We start from the raw sequence: 18,325 nt of genomic DNA on the forward strand, positions 1-18,325 counted from the left end.
GCATGCGACTCGACGAGCGGAGCTTCCTGCTGACCGACCCGGATTGGCAGCCCCTCACCGAGGGCGAGTTGCCGCCGGCCGGTGCGGTGTTGGGCGCCTGGACGATCGGCGGTGACGGTGCTGTCGCGCCGTTTCGCAGCAACCCGGACTACCGGCCCCGGGACGCGCGCTCCGCGGCCGACCCGCTGGACGCGGCATTACGCCTGCTGTCGAAAGACCGGGCGGAGCCGGAGCAGGTGCAGACGCTGCTGCACGAGGCTTCGTTCGAGGTGGCGGTCGACGAGCACGGCCAGCCGCTCGTCGTGGCCGCGCCCGACGGCGTGCGGTGCGTCGTCGTTGCCACGGGCGTGGCACAACGGGCGGCCGCCGGACCGGACCGGTGGCGCGAAGACGACTTGATGGGCCTGGTCACGGCGTTGCCAGACGCGATCGACGTGCTGTTCAACCCGGGCGGGCCGGTGCCGGTCCGACTGACCGGGGACTTCCTGCGCGAGACTCTGCTGTGGAGCGACGACGACATCGCCGCAGCGTACGGGCGTTTCCATCCCGCCACGCCAGGTCCCGTTGCGGTGCTGCCGTGGGTGGTGAGTGCCGCGTCACAGTGAGCCTGGACGGCGCAGGGGCGAACGGGCATTCCTCTGGTGTTGTTGGTGCATCACCCTCCGCCTAAGGTTCATCGCGATCGAATTCTCCCGGAGTATCGAGGCTGAGGCATACGACCCCGTCGTTGCCTCGCCATCGTCCCGGAAGGAGCAACACCATGGGTCAACCGACAATCCAGACCACCGACGAGGGCATGCAGGCCGCCATCGAGCTGTTCGGTGGCAAGTACGGTGAGTTCACCGCGTACGGCCGCAACATCGATGACGAGGTCGCCGCTCTGCTGGTGGTGTTCCGCGGGCGCCAGGCCGACACGTTCCGCAACGCGATGACCGCGTGGGAGCAGAGCTTCAACAAGATCACGAGCCAGCTGAACGGCCTGATCGACTCGATGGGCGGCAACGCCAACGACTACATCCAGATCGAGGACAGCGGTGTGCAGGCGGGCACGAACTTCCTCCAGTCGCTGCCCGGCTTCGACTGATCCGCTGGCACCGCTCATCCCGGCCGTACCTCCTCGCGCGGTAAGAGAAAGGCAGCACATTGTCGTATCAGACGGACCTCCAGGCGGCGAGCCGCACCAGTGAGTCGATCCAGGCGATCTCCACCAAGGTCGACAACGGCGTCGACGAGCTGATGCAGTACGCCAACCAGCACCTCAAGGAGTGGACGGGTGACGCCCGCGACTCCTACTACGTCGTGGAAGCGCAGTGGCGCGCCGCCCAGGGCGAGATGGCTGCGGCCCTCGTGAAGGCCCGGGCCGCGCTGGACGAGATGCACGCCCTCATCCAGCACGGTGAGCTCAAGGGCAGCGGCACCTGGCAGGCCACCAAGGTCGGTTTCTGACCGCCGGCGATGTCCGACGCCCGCGGGCCGGTCGGACACCGACCGGCCCGCGTCGACGCACAGTCAGGAGTGACCGTTGAGCAACCAGACCTTCAACGCCCAGGCGGACGAGTCGTTCAAGACGACGATCAAGGACCCGTCCCAGATCACGCCGGAGATGGCGCTGCGGCTGGGCGGCATCACCCAGACCGAGTACGACGCCTACAAGCGCGGCCTGGCCGGGGCGGAGCACTACAACAACACGCACCTGAACCCGCGCAACTCCGGCTACACCTGGCCTGACGACGCCAAAGCGGCTCGCGACAAGTACATGTCGTGGAAGGACGAGTACGCCAAGAAGGAGCAGGAGGTCGGCTCGGCCCTCGGCGACAACAGCGGCTACCAGTCCTACGACCCGGAGAAGGACTACAGCAACGGCAAGGTCGACCCCAAGGCCGGTAACAAGCCGGAAGGCCTGCCGGACGTTCCGCCCAAGGAAGAGGTCGAGCGGCGAGCGATCAGCGCCGACCAGCACGCGCTGCTGGGTTTCAAGGAGCGGATCACGACCCTCCAAGACCTGTTGAAGCCCATCCGTACGGAGATCAACACCCTGCTGGTGACGCCCGGCAGTTTCGGCGCGGGCTGGAACCTCAGCTCGGCCGTGAACGGCGACGGGACGGTCGCCACGGCCGACGGTGTGATGGACGCGGACGGCGGCTTGCGGGCCAAGCTCTACGGCGCGCTCAAGCGCATCGACAACGTCTTCACCGACATCAAGGACGACGTCGACACCGTGATCAAGCAGTACGACACGGTCGAGGAACTGAACGACCTCACGTCCGACCAGCTCAACCGGCTGTTCCGGGAGAGCTTCGGCGAGGTGGACCCGCCGGCCGCGAAGTAGTTCCCCGTACCCATGTTCGCTGCTGAGGAAGGTGTGCCCTAGATGCCGGACAGAACCAACTCCCAGGGCACCTTCTCCGACAAGAAGGCGCCGGACAAGGTCGACATCAACGACTACGTCGACAAGGACTGGCGCTGGCTGAAGGCCGCGGTCACCGGGTCGGCGGCGGTGGAAGCGAGCAACTCGACGCTCGTCGACTCGGAGCGCAGCACGTACGTCAACCCGGACACCCTCTGGACGGCGGGCAACACGCTGCGCAAGCTGCAGGCGCACCTCGCCGCCATCGCGAACAACTTCCGCGACCAGGCCGCCGCCATCGCGGGCGAGGGCCGGGTGTGGCAGGGACCTGCCGCCGAGATGTTCCTGGCCAAGATGACCCAGTTCGGCGACGGCCTCGAAGCCACGGCCGAGAACCTGGCCGGGGGCGACTCGGCCGGGGTTTCGCTGGGTGATCGGCTCATCCAGAGCGGCAACATGCTGCAGTGGGCGCAGAACCAGATCAACTTCATCGACGGCTACTACGCCAACTGGGCGCTGGCGCTGGGCGCCAAGAAGTATCCGGACGGCCTAGTGCACATCAGCGAGGCCAAGGGCGCCGACCAGCTCAAGAAGCAGATGGCCGACGACATGCGGGAGGTGGTCAAGTTGCTCGTCAACGACTACGTCCCGAGTGCCAAGGCCGCCGAAGACTTCGAGGTGGGTTCCGCGCCGCCGGTGACGCCCGGTGGCGGCGACAAGCCGCCACCCGTGAAGCCTGAGGGCCCGGGTGGCGGTCCCGGCGGTGGCCCGGGTGGCGGACCCGGCGGGAACGGGAACAACAACAACTGGAATCGGCCGAACGGTCCTGGCGACGGCAACACCGGCGGCGATGGTAATCGCGGTCCCGGCCTGCCGCCGCCGGTCACCCCGGCGCCCCCGCCGAAGGCGCCGACCGGCGGTCCCGACGGCCCCGGCGCCCGCGGCCCGAACAGCACGGAAGGACCGGCGAATCTGCCGCCTCCGGTCAAGCTCGCGGCAACACCCACCGGCGGCCCCGGAGGCGGTGGGCCGGACGGTCGTACCAACGTCCCTCCGGTCGGTCCTGGTGGGACCAACCTGGGTCCCAACGGCAACAACGGCCCAAATCTGCCGCCCCCGGTCAGCATCGCGCCGCCGCCCACCGCCCGGCCGTCCGGCCCGGGCGCCAACAACGGCATCCGCCCGCCCGCTACCGGGCCGGGCGGGCTGCCGCCGACCGGCAGCACCCGTCCGCCGGGCAGCACGGGCCCGATCAATGTCCCGAACGCGCCCGGGACCAGGCCCCCGGGTAGCCTGCCGAACCTTCCTGGGAGCTCGCCCTCGGTGAACGTGCCGAACGCTCCGATCGGAGCCGGCCCCGGCGGTGGTCTCGGTGGCGGGCTGGGCGGTGGACTCGGTGGCGGCATCGGCGGCCCGGGTGGCCTCGACGGTTCGCTGCCGGATGCGCCGCAGACCGGCGACAACCGGCCTAAGCCGCTGCTGCCGGGCGGCGTGGACCTCGGCGAACGTCCGACCGGCGGTGGCACCGGACAGAACGGCGCCGGCCCGATGATGCCGCCGCCCATGTCGCCGCCCACCGGCGGTAGTGGCAACTCCGCACCGGACCGGTCGGACTCTTCGGCGCTGCTCGACGGCGGCTCCGAATTGTGGACGCCGAAGCCGGTCGGTTCCGGAGTTCCGGAGGCGCCCGTGGGCGCGCCGCCGGGTCTGGGCGGCGCTGGTACGGAGCTGGACACCCCCGAGTCGCCGCTGCTCCCGCACCGACCGAGCCTGGTTTCCGGACTGCCGGACGGGCAGACATCGAACGGGCCGGGTGGGATGCCGATGATGCCGCCGCCGATGGCACCGCCCGGTGCGGGCGGCAACAACTCGGCGCCAGACCGGTCGGACTCCTCGGCTTTGCTGGACGCCGGCGCCGAGCCGTGGCAGGCCGGCCCGCCGGTGGCCGGCTCTCCGGACGCTCCGGTAGGCATGCCACCAGGCCGGACGGACGACGCGGGCATCCCCCAGGTGGCCTCGCCAGAACAGCCGGCCGCGCTCGGCACCGGCACGCAGGCGCACGGGGGCGGGATGCCGATGATGCCGCCGCCGATGGCACCGCCGGGCGCGGGCGGGAACACCTCCGCACCGGACCGGTCGGACGCGTCGAGTCTGCTGGAGACCGGCACCGGCCCGTGGCAGCCGGCAACCAGTGAGTCCGTCGGCCCGGAGGCGCCGGCCGGCACCCCGGCCGCAGAATCGCCGCCGATGCCGCCGATGCTCCCGCCACTGGCGATGCCGCCTGCTGCCGGTCCCTCATCCTCTCGGCCGGTCATCCGGGAAGAGGACACAGTGGACGAGGAGGCGCTGCCCGCGCCGGCGCAGGCGGGGGAGCCGCAGGACGACGACGATGATGACGCGGTCATCGTGCTGCCGCCGCTGTTGGTGCCGCCCCTGCGGACGGCCAAGCGGGGCGACCGTGAGCGGATGCCGTCCGGCGTGGGCGCGCCGCTCGAAGCAGAGGACGAGGTGTGGACGCCCGTAGATGCCGGGACCCCAGCCGTCCTCGGCGACGCTCCCGAAAGCTCGGGGGAGGAGCAAGACCAGGACGTCCTGATGCCGCCGGACGACTGCGTGGCGGTCGTCCAGCCCTCGGACGCCGACGAAGACCTCGCGGCCTGGGACGAGGGCTCGCTGCCCTGGAGTACGGCGGGAGAACGGTGACGCAAGCGGTGGACGGCAACGGACGAGAGGTGGTGGCATGAGCGGCGAACAGCACGGCGAGAACGGGCTCGGCGACCCGCCTGCCATGCGCCGTTGGCGTCCCCGCCGCCCGGACACTCCGGCCGTCGGCGCCTTCGGGCCCGGCGGTCCGCCCGGCTTCGACGGCGCGCCGCTCAGCTGCGGTGGTCCCGACCTCTCCGAGGCGGAAGTGCAGAAACGTCGCGACTCCGAACGCGAACGTGCCGACCGCGAACGGGCGGAGAAGGACGCCGAGCCGGACGAGCGCCGGGCCGCTGACCTGCTGCACGGCTCGAGCAATTCCTGGGTGGTCAACACGTCCACGACCGGGGTGATCGAGTGATCGCCGGCCGGCGTACGGCGCACCGGGGGGCCCGCGCATGAGCACGGTCACCGTCAAGCGCCCGCCCCGGGCCGAAGGTCCGACGATGCCCGAGGGCCAGGTCGACATGCAGGAACCGCCGGTGATGGCGGAGCCCGCACCGCTGGACTTCCGGTCGTTCCTCATGATCCTGCCGATGAGCCTCGGCATGGGCGGCATGATGATGATGTTCGGCATGTTCAACCGCTCGCCGGCCATGTACGTCATGGGCGGCGTCATGGCGGGCGGCATGCTGGCGATGGGACTCGTCCAGGTCGGTCGGACCGCCGCCGAGCGCAAGCTCAAAATGCGCTCGGAGCGCCGCGACTTCCTGCGCTACATCACCCAGCTGCGGGAGAAGGCCCGAGCGGCGGCGGACCAACAGCGGGCGGCGGTCACCTGGAACAACCCCGACCCCGGCCGGTTGTGGTCGCTGGCGATGGGCGACCGGGTGTGGGAGCGCCGGTCAGCGCACGACGACTTCGGGCGGATCCGCATCGGTGTGGGCCGGCAGAAAGCGGCGGTCGCGTACATGCCGCCGCACACCAAGCCGATCGAGGACCTGGAACCGCTCGCCTCGATCTCGCTGCGCCGGTTCACCGAGGCGTTCTCGTCGGTCGCGGGCGTACCCACCTCGCTGGGTTTGCGCAGTTTCACCAGTGTGGAGTTCGCGGGTCCGCTGGAGCCGGCGCTGGGGCTGCTGCGCGCGGTCGTGGGCCAGCTGGCGACCTTCCACGCCCCGGACGAGCTGCGGATCGCCGTGCTCGCGGCCGGGGCGGCCCGCGACGAATGGGACTGGGTGAAGTGGCTGCCGCACAACGCGCACCCGACGCGGCAGGACGCCTGCGGCATGGTGCGGTTGTTCTCCGACGACCACGACGAGCTCATGGAGTTGCTCGGCCCGGAGGTCACCGACCGGGGCGACCACGACCGCGGCGCCCGGCCGACCGCATTGGAACCGCTGGTGGTGATCGTCGCCAATCGCGCCGAGATTCCCGACGGTTCGCGCCTGCTCGGCGTCGGACTGCGCAACGTGGTCCTGCTGGACGCCACCGGGCAACTCCCCGGCGGACCCAAGACGTTGCGGCTCACCATCTCCGACGACGAGGTGGAATTCCCCGCCGGTGACTCGGTCGGCCGCGCCACCCGGGACAACCTGGCCGTCGCGCAAGCGGAAGCGCTGGCCCGCATCCTCGCCCCGAAGCGGACCAGCGGCACCCTGGAAGTGGTGGACGAGCCGCTGACCTCGGACTTCGAGCTGACCACGCTGCTCGGCATCCGCGACGCCCGCGGCTTCGACGTCGCCGCGCTCTGGCGCCCCCGGCAAACCCAGCGCGCCCGCATGTCGGTGCCGATCGGCGTCACCGAGGACGGCGAGGTCATCGAGCTGGACCTCAAGGAGTCCGCCCAGGGCGGCATGGGACCGCACGGCCTGATCATCGGTGCCACCGGGTCGGGCAAGAGCGAGTTGCTGCGTACGCTCGTCTGCGCCCTCGCCGCCACCCACTCGTCCGAGATCCTCAACCTGGTGCTGGTCGACTTCAAGGGCGGCGCGACCTTCCTCGGCATGGACAAGCTGCCGCACACCTCAGCGGTCATCACCAACCTGGCCGACGAGCTGCCCCTGGTCGACCGCATGCAGGACGCGCTCAACGGCGAGATGAACCGCCGTCAGGAACTGCTACGCGCCAGTGGATACGCCTCCCTGTTCGAGTACGAGAAGGCCCGCGGCGCCGGCGCGCAGCTCGTGCCGTTCCCGGTGCTGCTGGTGATCGTGGACGAGTTCAGCGAGCTGCTGTCCAGCAAGGCCGAGTTCATGGACCTGTTCGTCTCGATCGGCCGGCTGGGCCGCAGCCTCGGCGTGCACCTGCTGCTCGCCTCGCAGCGCCTGGACGAGGGCCGGATCAGCCGGGTCGAGGGCCACCTGTCCTACCGGATCGGTCTGCGCACCTTCTCGTCGATGGAATCGCGGGCCGTCATCGGCGTCGGCGCGGCGTACGAGCTGCCGTCCGAGCCGGGCAACGGCTACCTGAAGATCGACATGACGAACCTGGTGCGGTTCAAGAGCGCCTACGTGTCCGGCCCGTACAGCCGGCCGGCGGTGGCCGGCAGCGCGGAAGAACAGCGCCGCGCGCTGGCCGAGATCGTGCCGTTCACCACCCGAACCGTCGACGGCACCGACGTGGACCGGGGGGCGGAGCAGCAGCCGGGAGCCGCGCCCGCGGAACCGGCCGAGGAAGCCGCGGACGCCACCCCGCCCAACCTGATGGACGTCCTCATCGACCGGCTGGTGGACGCCGGCCCGCCGGCCCGCCAGGTCTGGCTGCCGCCGCTGGGGGAGGCGCTGACCCTGGACACCCTGCTGCCCAGCGTCGTGCCCGACCCGGAGCTCGGCGTCACCGTCGCGAACCCCCGGCTGCGGGGTGGGCTCAAGGTGCCCGTCGGCGTGGTCGACCGGCCGTACGACCAGAGCCGGGAGCTGCTGACCGTCAACCTTGCCGGGGCGGACGGGCACGTGGGCATCGCCGGTGCGCCACAGAGCGGCAAGTCCACTTTGCTGCGTACCCTCGTGCTCTCCTTGGCTTTGACCCACACACCGCGTGAGGTGCAGTTCTACGGTCTCGACTTCGGTGGCGGCGGCATCATGTCGGTGGCCGGGCTGCCGCACGTCGGCTCGATCGCCAACCGGATGGAGCACGACCGGGTGGTTCGCACCATCGAAGAGGTGCGGCAGGTCATGGAATATCGCGAGGCGATGTTCAGCGAGCACGCCATCGACTCCATCGGCACCTATTTCGCCGCCTGCGGTCGGGGCGCGATCGAGGACCCGCACGGCCACGTCTTCCTGCTGGTGGACGGCTGGTTCACGCTGAAGCAGGACTTCGCCGACCTGGAACCGCGGGTCTCCGAGATCGCCGCGCGCGGCCTGTCCTTCGGCATCCACCTCGTCATCACCGCCACCCGTTGGTCGGAGATCCGGACGTCGCTGCGGGACCTGCTCGGCACCAAGCTCGAGCTGCGGCTGGGCGACGCCATGGAGTCCGAGGTGGGCTCCCGCAAGGCGTCCGGCGTGCCGAACCAGTCCGGCCGCGGCATGACCGCCGAAGCCCTGCACTTCCTCGCCGCCCTGCCCCGGCTCGACGGCATCGACAGCACCGACGACCTGGGCGAGGTGACGAAGTCACTGGCCGAGGAGATTCGGACGTTCTGGCCCGGCGACCCGGCGCCGCCCGTACGGATGCTGCCGGCCCGCCTCGCCATCGAGGAGCTGCCGCCGCCGGCCGAGCCGTTCAAGGTCTGCCTCGGCCGGGACGAGCAGCGGCTCGCCGAGGTGTGGCACGACTTCCGGGCGACCCCGCACCTGATCGTCATGGGCGACAACGAGACCGGCAAGACGAACCTGCTCCGGCTCATCATGCACGGTGTCACCCAGCGCTACCGTCCGAACGAGGCGAAGATCGTGGTCGGCGACTCGCGCCGCGACCTGGACAGCGCCGTCGACCCGGCGTACCGGGCGGGCTACGGCATCACCTCGGACGCCCTGTACGAACTGGCCGCTCAGGGGCAAGTGTCGCTGAAGGGCCGGGTGCCCGGGCCGGACATCAGCTCCGACCGGCTGCGCCGCCGCGACTGGTGGACCGGTCCGGAACTGTTCGTCGTCGTCGACGACTACGAACTGCTGGCCCGCGGCCCGGGGCAGTCGTCGGCGTTGGAGCCGCTGCTGCCGCTGCTCTCCCAGGGCGCCCACATCGGACTGCACGTCATCATCGCCCGCAGCACCGCGGGCGCGATGCGGGCGATGATGGACCCGGTCATCCGCCGCATCTGGGAGTTGGGCAACCCCGGCCTGCTCTTCTCCTATCCCAAGGACGAAGGCCGCTTCCTGGGCGACGCGCCGCCCCGGCGGCTGCCGCCCGGCCGGGCCCAGCTCGTGACCCGCCGCAGCGTCCGGCTTGTGCAGACCGGCGCTGTCACCCTCGCAGACCATGGAGGTGGGTCATGACCACCGCGATCAGTGACGACCTCTGCCGGATCACGGTGAATGGCCCGGACAAGCGGGTGGACCTGGTGGTCCCCTCGTCGACCACCGTCGCCGCCCTGCTGCCGGTCCTGCTCTGGCACACCGTCGAGCTCAACGCCTCCGACGGGCACCGGCCGGACGGCTCCTGGGTCCTGCAGCGGCTGGGCGGGAAGCCGTTCGACCCGAGCGGCACCCCGGAATCGCTCGACTGGCTGGAGGGCGAGGAGTTCCACCTGCGGCCGGCGGCCGAGCCGCTGCCCGACCTCGACTTCGACGACATCTCCGACGGCATCGCCACGACAGTCAACCAGCGTCCCGACCGTTGGCAGCCGCACTACCGGCGTTACCTGTTCCTCGCCCTGGCACAGCTCGCTCTCGCGCTGCTGACCGGCGTCGTGGTCGGTGGGTTCACCGGGGGAGCACTGGCCGGGGTCGGGTTCGGCTTCGCGGCGGCCTTCGCCCTGGCCGCGGTCGTGTTCGGTCGGCAGCTCGGCGACGCGGGGCTGCCGTTCGTGTTCGCCACCTCCGCGTACGGCTGTGCCGCCGTGGTCGCTCTCACCCTGGCTGACGGGGTTTCCGGGGCGCCGCAACTGCGGGAACAGGGCATCGCCCTGGCGGCGGTGGCCGGAATCGCCGTGGCGCTTCCGTTGGTCGTGGTGCAGCGGTTGTGGGTGCGGGCCATGCCGTACCCGGTGCTGCTCGGCCTGCTGGTCCTCGCCGTCGAGACCGTCGTGATCAGCTGGCTGCACCGGACCTTCGAGCTCTCCTGGCCGGGTGCCGCCGGCCTCGCGGCAAGCGCACTCTTCGGCCTCATCGTGTACGCGCCGAAGATCGTCCTGCGGTCGGCGCACCTGCGTGGCCCGCAGCTGCCGAAGACCGGTGAAGAGCTCCAGTTCGACATCGAGCCGCACGAGGCGCAACACCTGCACCGCCGTGCCGACGAAGCGGACCGCTACCTCAGCGTCGCTACGGTCACCTCCGCCCTCGTCCTGGTCTTCCTGTTCCGGCTGGCGATGACCGAACCCGGCTGGGCCGGCTGGGTGTTCGTGCTGGTGGTCTCCGGCGCGCTGCTGCTGCGCGCACGGGTCTTCGTCGGTGTGTGGCAGCGGGTCTCGCTGACCCTCGCCGGGTCGGCCGGCCTGGTGCTCGTCATCTCCTCGTGGGCACGCGCGGCCTCACCCGGCTGGCTGGTGGTCGTGCTGTGCGGGCTCGCCCTGCTCGTCGCAGCGTTTGTCATGGCCGCACTGCGGCCCTGGCCGCGGCGGCTGCTGCCGGTCTGGGAGTTCACCGCCACAGTCCTCGACGTCGCCACCGGCCTGGCGGTGCTCCCGCTGGCCCTGCAACTGATCCATGCGTACGCGTGGGCGCGCGGCTTGGCAGGCTGAGCCGTGCAGACTCAACGCGACCACGTCCACGCCCACCAGTTCCTGATGGGCAGGATGAGCAACGCCCTCGTCCTCGGCGACCCGGACACGGTGGAGAACCCGTTCAGCCGCGCGGTCACCGGCCTGCTCGCCGGCATCCTCATCGCGATCCTGGTGGTGGCGGGCTTCGGCATCTACGGCTGGCTGGTGCCCGGTGGCAGCAAGGCCTGGCAGCAGAAGGACGCGATCGTCGTCGAGAAGGAGAGCGGCACCGCGTACGTGTACCTCGACGGCGCGCTGCACCCCACGATGAACATGGCTTCCGCCCGGCTGATCCAGGGCGCCGGCGCCAAGATTCAGCTCACCGCCCGGCGGTCGATCCAGGACGTGCCGCGCGGCGGTCTGATCGGCATCCCCGGCGCGCCGCAGGTCCTCCCCGACGCAAAGGCGATGCTCTCGGGTCCGTGGTTGACCTGCCCGGACGCCACCGGCACCAAGTTCGGCATCAACCTCGACGCGCGCGCCCCGGCCGACCCGTTCACCGACGACCGGTTCGCGATGGTCGCTGCCGGCGGGTCTTCGTACCTGATCTGGCGCGGGCGGCGGCACCAGCTCACCGACCAGGCCGCACCCGCCGCATTGGGGCTGGCGAACGTCGTGCCCGTTCCCGTACCGCCGGTGTGGCTCAACCTGTTGCCCGAGGGCGAGCCGGTGCGGGCGCCGCAGCTCGACGGTGCCGGGCAGGCCGGTGCCACGATCGCCGGGAAGCGCCGTACCGTAGGCACCCTGTTCCGGCAGCCCGTCGCCGGCGGCGCCGAGCAGTTGTTCGTCCTCCGCCAGGACGGCCTGTCGCCGATCAACGCGACACAGTTCGCCTTCGTGCAGGCCGATCGCGGCGATCCAGCTGTCGACCTCGTCGCGGCCGACGTCGTAGCGGCACCCCGATCCACCGACCGGTCGCTGCAGAACCTGCTACCGGATCTGGCCGCGGCCCGCTGGGAGGACCCGCGCGGCCGGGCGTTGTGCCAGCGTCAGCGGCCCACCGGCCCCGAGACCCTGGCCGCGACCCTCGTCTTCACCGGGATGGAACACGCCGCGCGCAAGGCCGACGGCACCGCACGGGTCCGCGTGCCACCCGGGTCGGCGCTGGTCGCCTACCCGGTGCCGCTGGCCCAGCCGGGCCAGATCCCGGACCCCTATCTCATCTCGGACGCGGGCCTGCGGCATCTCCTGCCCAAGGGCGAAGCGCTCGGAGCTCTCGGCATCGGCGGGGACCGGCTCCCCATGCCCGAAAGTGTGCTGACGGCGATCGGCAGCGGACCAGATCTTTATCGCGATGCGGTCGTCGTGGCCGGAAATGGAGGCTGACATGAGCGAGGGAATGCGGTGGCCCCGGCGCCGCGGCGGAGACTCCGCCATCATTCGCCACACGGTCGGCAACGCCGTCGTGCTCCGCGCCCGCTCGCGGATCAGCCCGGAGGCGCGTGACATCGCCCTCGCGGTGCAGGAAGACGCCAAGAACGACATCGTCCTGCTCGATCTGCAGGGCGAAATCCCGATGGGCCTGTGGGAATCGGTCGCCGCCGAGCTGCGCCGCCGCCGCCGCGGCATCCGCCTCGTCGTCTGCGGGCAACGGCAGGAAACCGCGGCGTTGGCGGGGCAATGGCTGTCAGACCGCTTGCACCGTACGGTCATCGCCCCGTACGGCCACCTCTGGCAGGGCGTCGCCGGCTCGCTGTTCGTGCACGCCACCGACGGCGGCGGCTGGGTTCGGCACCGGCCGGGCAAACCGCCCGCGCTGGAGGCCAAACGGTTCCCGCAACCCGAATGGGACCTGGCCGTCACCGCCCCCCGGCCAACCAGCTCGGTCGGCGTGGCGGAACCCCTGCCCGGCGGCGTCTGGATCCACGACACCGAGGACAGCCCGACCGTCCAGCAGTACTGGCGCTGGCTCGCCGCGGCCGTACCCTGCCAGCCGCGCGCACTGTCCATCGTGCTGGGCTGCCCCGGCACGGCGCCGCTGTCCCTCGACGACGTGGCCCGCTTCTGGCGCGAACTCGACGACGACGGCCGTCGCTACGCCCGCTTCATTCACTTCGGCCCGATCGCACTGCCCAAGGGCGACGCACTCGGCCAAGCCCTCGCCGACACGCTGCGCTCCCGCGTCGTCTGCTTCGGCGGCCTACCCGTCGGCGAACCCGAGCACCCCGACATGTACACGGTGGAGGCCACGGGCACGTTGGGCTGGCAGGTGTTCGCACGGGAACTCGCCTACGAGCCCCGCGAGAAGCCCACGTCCACCGCCACCACCCCGCAGGTCCTCAGCCACCAGGCCCCACCGGTCCTCGGCGAACCGGTCGGCCCGATGACCTACTGGTACGCCCCCGACGCGGTCGTCGAGGTGATCCAGGCCGGCCTGTGGATGCGACCCGCCACCGAACCCAAAACCGCCGATTCCGTACGCGCGGTCAAAGCCCGCCCCGACCGCAACACCTTCGTCTTCGACGACTCCACCGAGCACCTCGCCCAACGCATGCGCGACCTCGCCGAAGACGCCATCGCCCGCCTCGACCCCGCCACCCGCCAGCGCAGCCTCCTCTGCGCGGCCTCCCAGCTCGCCAACGGCACCCCCATCAGCACCACCGCCGGCTCCACCCTCGCCGACGACCTCGCCCCCGCCGCCGTCGTGGCTACCCTGCAGGAACAGACGGCCGCCATGCCCGTCCTCGGCTACACCCCGCCCCCGGCAACCTCGATCGCCACCCCCGTCGCCAGCAACGCGATCGACGCCCCGGTGGCCTCAGCTCTGCCCGCAGCGACCTTTTCGACCTTGGCTCTCCCTGTTTCGGTAGCAGCTGCCCCCGCTGCGCCCGAGGATCGCGAGCAGCTCGCTCCGACCGAGCTCCTTTCCTCCAGCGTGCTGCCGCATTTCCCCGCCGTCGACACGGCGCTGGTGGAAACTCCGGAGGTCGCGGAGGTCGCGGAGGTCGCGGAGGTCGCGGAGGTCGCGGAGGTCGCGGAGGTCGCGGAGGTCGCGGAGGTCGCGGAGGTCGCGGAGGTCGCCGCCGACGGAGCCCCGGCCACTCCCAACACCACGCCGCCCCCTCCCGTCGCTCCACCAACCGCACCCACGGAGCCTTCGCTTTCCGCCCTTTCCTACCTTTCACCGTCCCCGCCGTCCCCGTCGGCTCTCCCACCCGCGACGTCCTCTCTGGTCGCTGCCGAATCCTCCGTCTCCGACAAATCACCCATCCCGCCGTCTCCGCCCACGCAGCCGTCTCCGCCCACGCAGCCGGCGATCCCGCCCGCCGTGTCGGTTCCCTCGGTGCAGAGCCCCTCCGTCGCGGCCCCCACGCAGCCTCAGGAGATGTCAGCCACCGAGCCCGCCGCGCCCACCCAGCCGGCTAAGCCCACCGAGTCCGCTTCGCGCTCCGCACCCACTCCGGCCGTCAAGAAGACTGGACCGCGCCTGCAGCCGACCCCGGACGCTTCAGCGTCGGCGGTGCCGTCCGGTAAGGCGCTCGATGAGGAGCGCGCCTGGATGCGGCGCAGCCTGAGTCGGGAGTTTGACGTCGTCGCGAGCTCGATCGCCCGGGTGTTGTCGCAGCATCCCGGCATGCAGGGTGGCCCGGGCCGGGCGACCGACGAGATCGTGAATGACTCGGTGGCGGTTCGGCTTTACCTGACGGCGAAGGGCGCCGCGATCGATGACGGGCTGCGGTCGGGTGCGAAGGGGCCGCATGTGCCGTTTGCTCGGTGCGTCGCGGCCGGGCTGGGCCTGCTGCCGTCGCACCGGGGGGCGACTGTTTTCGCGGTGACTCCGACGAAGGACCAGTGGGAGCTGTTGAAGCGCCGCCGACTGCTCACGGAGTGGGGTTTCCTCGGCGCGCTGACCGGCCCGTCCGCCGACCTGACCGGTACGGCCGACGTGCTGTTGTGGTCGATGACGGCCCGGCGTTCCCGGCTGCTGGAACCTGAGGGGGAGGACCGCGCGGAGGACCGGGTGCTGTTCACGCCGGGCACCAGTTTCAAGGTGTTGGAGCTGGTGGAGCCCGAGCGCAACGGGGGCCGGGCGCAGATTCTGCTGCGCGAGCTGGCCTCGAACGAGATCGATGCTGAGGGCCGGGTCGCTACCGACCGGGCGTCGCTCGACGAGCTGGCTGCGGCTTCGCTGCGCAGGTCGGCGGAGCGGTGGGCTGCGACGGCGCCGGCCGCGCGGGTGGGTTCTTCGGCGGCGCTGCGCTTCGGCGCACTGCCGGGCCTGGTGTAGACGGCGGGGAGGCGCAGATGAATCGGCAGGTTTTGGTGGTGGCGCATGGCCGCCCGGGTGCGTACGGCACCATCGCGGCTGCGCTCGCCCAGGCGGTTGACGGTGCCACGATCACGGTCGGCCCCGGCCGGTACGAGGAGAGTCTGGTCCTCGACAAGCGGGTCACGATCGTGGCGGAAGAGGATCTGGGCTCCGCCGTGGTGCACGTGCAGAGCGGCAGTGTGTTGACTGTCGGTGGGCCGGGGGCGCAACTGCGCGGCCTTGAGCTGTCCAGCGCCGACGCCGACCTCGCCGCGATTGACATTCACCGCGGCCAGTTGGCGTTGGACGCCTGCCGGGTGTCGGGCGCTTCGTGGGCGACGGTGTTGGCCCGGCTGAGTGGTTCGGTGGCGATGCGGGACTGCGAGGTGGGCAGCAGCTCCGGGGCGGGTGTGGTGGTGATCGGCGCCCAGCCCAGCAGTGTGGAGGACACGTCTTTCCGGGAGATTGCCGGCTCGGCGGTGCTGGTTGGTGACTCTGGCGTGCTGACCATGCGCCGGTGCCAGGTGCACGAGCCGGCGGCGAATGCGATCTGCGTCAACGGCCAGGGCAGCTGTGTGGTCGAGGACTGCGAGATCGTCGGCGCGGGCAAGCCGGCCCTGGCTACCGAGCAGAGTGGTGTTCTGGAGGTGCGCCGCACGACCGTACGCGACAGCCGTAACGTTGACCTGTTTCTGCGCGGAACCGGCGCACTGTCCTTTTCGGATTGTTCTTTCTCGGGGGCCGCCGTGCAGTCGGCGCACATCGCCGAGCAGGCCGCCCCGGTGCTGAGCCGTTGCACGTTCGCCGGTGCCGAGCACGTCGGCGTGCACGTCACCGACGAGGCGGCGCCGCGGCTGCTCGGCTGCACGGTGGAAGGGTCTCCGTTGGGGGTCCGGGTGGACGGGGCCGCGCATGCCACGTTCGAGGATGTGACCGTACGCGGGACAACGACGCGGATTGCCCTCGTAGCCGGCACCGCGACGGCGGGTTTTGCGGGTTTGCGGGCGTCCGCGCCCGCGGGTTCCGGGATCCGGGCCGAGGGTGCGGGTCGGTTGGACATCGCGGATCTGCGGTTGACCGTGGCCGCGGCGCCCGCTTTCGAGCTGGAAGGTGACGCCGAAGCGACCGTGAGCACCGCCGTGATCGACACGACAGCGGAGGCGGGGGTCACGGTTGCGGGCTCGTCGCACGCGTCGATGAGTGGCGTGACCTTGCGCGGCGGCGGCATGCTCGTTTCTGCCACCGCGGTGGTTCGGGACAGTGAGATCAGCGGGGCGCCTGCCGCCGGAATTCGGGTGACCGGTTCGGGCAGGCTTACTGCCACTCAGTGCCGGGTCCGCGAATCCCACGGGTACGGCGTCCACGTCGAGAGCGGCGCCCACGCCACGTTGCGCCAGTGCGAGCTGCTGCACAACGGCGACGAGGGCGTCCACGCGGACAGTCCCGACGCGGTGCAGCAGACCGACTGCGTGGTGCAGGCGGAGCGCAGTGCCCCAGCGCCCGCTCCGGTTCCCGCTGCGCTGCCGGAGGTGGAGCGGCCCGACGATCAGGACGGCGACGACGCGGCCGGTGACATCAGCGGCACCCTGGCGGAGCTGCATTCGCTCATCGGTCTGAACGGCGTGAAGAAGGAAGTCACCGGCCTCGTCAATCTCATCAAGATGTCCCAGCGGCGGCAGCGGATGGGTCTGCCGATGCCCCCGATGAGCCGACACCTGGTCTTCGCCGGCCCACCCGGCACGGGTAAGACCACGGTGGCCCGCCTGTACGGCTCGGTTCTCGCCGAGCTGGGCATCCTGTCCAAGGGCCACATGATCGAGGCCGCCCGCGCGGACCTCGTCGGCCAGTACATCGGTTCGACGGCGATCAAGACGACCGAGCTGGTCACGAAGGCTCTCGGTGGCGTGCTGTTCATCGATGAGGCGTACACGTTGACCGCGTCGACGGGTGGCTCCGGGCCGGACTTCGGGCAGGAAGCCGTTGACGCGCTGATGAAGATGATGGAAGACCACCGCGACGAGCTGGTCGTGATCGTCGCCGGGTATTCGGGGTTGATGGAGAAGTTCCTGGCGTCCAACCCCGGTCTGGCGTCCCGGTTCACCCGCACCATCGAGTTCCCCAATTACAGCGTCGACGAACTGGTCACCATCACCTCGAACCTGTGCCGCAAGCACTACTACGAGCTGACCGACGACGCGTTGCAGAACCTGGTCCATTATTTCGAGCGGGTGCCGAAGGACGACACGTTCGGCAACGGTCGGGTCGCCCGCAAACTGTTCGAGGCGATGGTGAACAATCAGGCCTCCCGGCTCGCCCTGTCCCGCCCGGCCCGCGACACGGAACTCAACCGGCTGACCGGCGCGGACCTGTCCGGCGAGCTCGCCCAACTCGACGCCCTACCCACCCCGGCCGCGGCCGGGGTGGGCAACGCCACCGACCCGGCCGCGGCGCTGACCGCAAGCCGTGCGTGGTCCCGGCTCGCGGACACGGTGGGCACCGACCAGTTCCGGCAATCCATGGGTACGGCCGTTCTCGAGCTCGCCGCGGCCCGGTCCTCCCGGCGCCCGGTCGGCCGTGCCGGCAACGCCATCCTGACCGGCCGCCGCGGCACCGGGCGCCGACACTTCGCCCACCTCTACGCGCAGGCGCTCGCCGAGCTCGACGTCCTCCCGACCGGCCACGTCACGTACGCCCGTCTTACCGAGGAGCTGTGCCCGCAATGGCCCGGCCAAGGCCGCATCCTGGCCCGCCAAGCCGTCCACGACGCTGCGGGCGGCCTGCTGATCCTGAACTGCGACGGCGCCGAGGACAGCCGGGGCGACCTCGCCGAAGGCCTCCCGGAAGCCCTCGCCGAGGCACCCGCCGACCTGGTCATCGTCCTGACCGGCGACCACGCCGCCATCAACGAGGTCCTGACCGCCGCCCCGAGCCTGGCCGCCCACTTCCCGCACCGCTGGGACCTGCCGGACTATTCGGCGCCGGACCTTGCCGAGCTGGCGCTCCGCCACCTGCTGCGCCGCGGCCATGAGGTTCCCGACGAGGTCCGCGCGGCCATCCGGGCACGGGTCACCCAGCTTCCCGACCGTACGGTCGCCGCCGCCCACCGCCTCGCCGCCCACCTCGCCCGGACGGCTTCGGCCCGTACCTTGACCATGGCCGACCTGGGCGAGGACGCCGCCGAAGCCCGCGGAGGCCTCGCCGCCGTCGGCTGAGCCCGGCC

11 protein-coding genes are annotated in these 18,325 nt (G+C 71.1%); all 11 read left to right on the forward strand.

The features are described from left to right. Positions 1–2 precede the first annotated feature (2 nt). The 11 genes from ACIA1L_RS10450 (at position 3) to ACIA1L_RS10500 (ending at position 18,317) form a co-directional block, all read left to right on the forward strand. The gene (locus ACIA1L_RS10450; protein WP_396072355.1) at positions 3–605 is read left to right on the forward strand and encodes a type VII secretion system-associated protein; all 603 of its coding nucleotides are present in this window, start codon (positions 3–5) and stop codon (positions 603–605) included. Between the two features lie 155 nt (positions 606–760). Further along, the gene (locus tag ACIA1L_RS10455; protein WP_396072357.1) at positions 761–1,084 is read left to right on the forward strand and encodes a WXG100 family type VII secretion target; all 324 of its coding nucleotides are present in this window, start codon (positions 761–763) and stop codon (positions 1,082–1,084) included. Between the two features lie 59 nt (positions 1,085–1,143). Next, positions 1,144–1,446, forward strand: coding sequence for a WXG100 family type VII secretion target (locus ACIA1L_RS10460; RefSeq protein ID WP_396072359.1), 303 nt, complete (start codon positions 1,144–1,146; stop codon positions 1,444–1,446). Positions 1,447–1,522: 76 nt separating this feature from the next. After that, on the forward strand, positions 1,523–2,329 hold the full coding sequence (locus ACIA1L_RS10465) for a hypothetical protein (protein ID WP_396072360.1): 807 nt from the start codon (positions 1,523–1,525) through the stop codon (positions 2,327–2,329). 42 nt (positions 2,330–2,371) lie between these two features. Continuing rightward, entirely contained in the window at positions 2,372–5,050 is a 2,679-nt protein-coding gene (locus ACIA1L_RS10470) for a WXG100 family type VII secretion target (protein WP_396072361.1), read from the forward strand. A 37-nt stretch (positions 5,051–5,087) separates the two neighbouring features. Then, positions 5,088–5,411: a hypothetical protein gene (locus ACIA1L_RS10475; protein WP_396072362.1), complete on the forward strand. Its 324-nt coding sequence runs from the start codon at positions 5,088–5,090 to the stop codon at positions 5,409–5,411. 37 nt (positions 5,412–5,448) lie between these two features. Continuing rightward, positions 5,449–9,432 (forward strand): type VII secretion protein EccCa, encoded by a 3,984-nt coding sequence (eccCa, locus tag ACIA1L_RS10480; RefSeq protein ID WP_396072363.1) that lies wholly within the window; start codon positions 5,449–5,451, stop codon positions 9,430–9,432. Beyond that, positions 9,429–10,835 carry a type VII secretion integral membrane protein EccD gene (eccD, locus tag ACIA1L_RS10485; RefSeq protein ID WP_396072364.1) on the forward strand — a complete coding sequence of 469 codons (1,407 nt, stop codon included), beginning with the start codon at positions 9,429–9,431 and terminating at the stop codon, positions 10,833–10,835. The genes eccCa and eccD overlap by 4 nt, the downstream gene beginning before the upstream one ends. Before the next feature lie 3 nt (positions 10,836–10,838). Then, positions 10,839–12,182 carry a type VII secretion protein EccB gene (gene eccB, locus ACIA1L_RS10490; RefSeq protein ID WP_396072365.1) on the forward strand — a complete coding sequence of 448 codons (1,344 nt, stop codon included), beginning with the start codon at positions 10,839–10,841 and terminating at the stop codon, positions 12,180–12,182. Position 12,183: 1 nt separating this feature from the next. Next, complete coding sequence (locus ACIA1L_RS10495) at positions 12,184–15,084, forward strand: hypothetical protein (protein WP_396072366.1); 2,901 nt, start codon at positions 12,184–12,186, stop codon at positions 15,082–15,084. Positions 15,085–15,101: 17 nt separating this feature from the next. Next, complete coding sequence (locus ACIA1L_RS10500; protein ID WP_396072367.1) at positions 15,102–18,317, forward strand: right-handed parallel beta-helix repeat-containing protein; 3,216 nt, start codon at positions 15,102–15,104, stop codon at positions 18,315–18,317. Positions 18,318–18,325: the final 8 nt, after the last annotated feature.

Origin of the sequence: Actinoplanes sp. NPDC051859 (assembly GCF_044452725.1) — a bacterium.
In the GTDB taxonomy this organism is placed as follows: domain Bacteria; phylum Actinomycetota; class Actinomycetes; order Mycobacteriales; family Micromonosporaceae; genus Actinoplanes.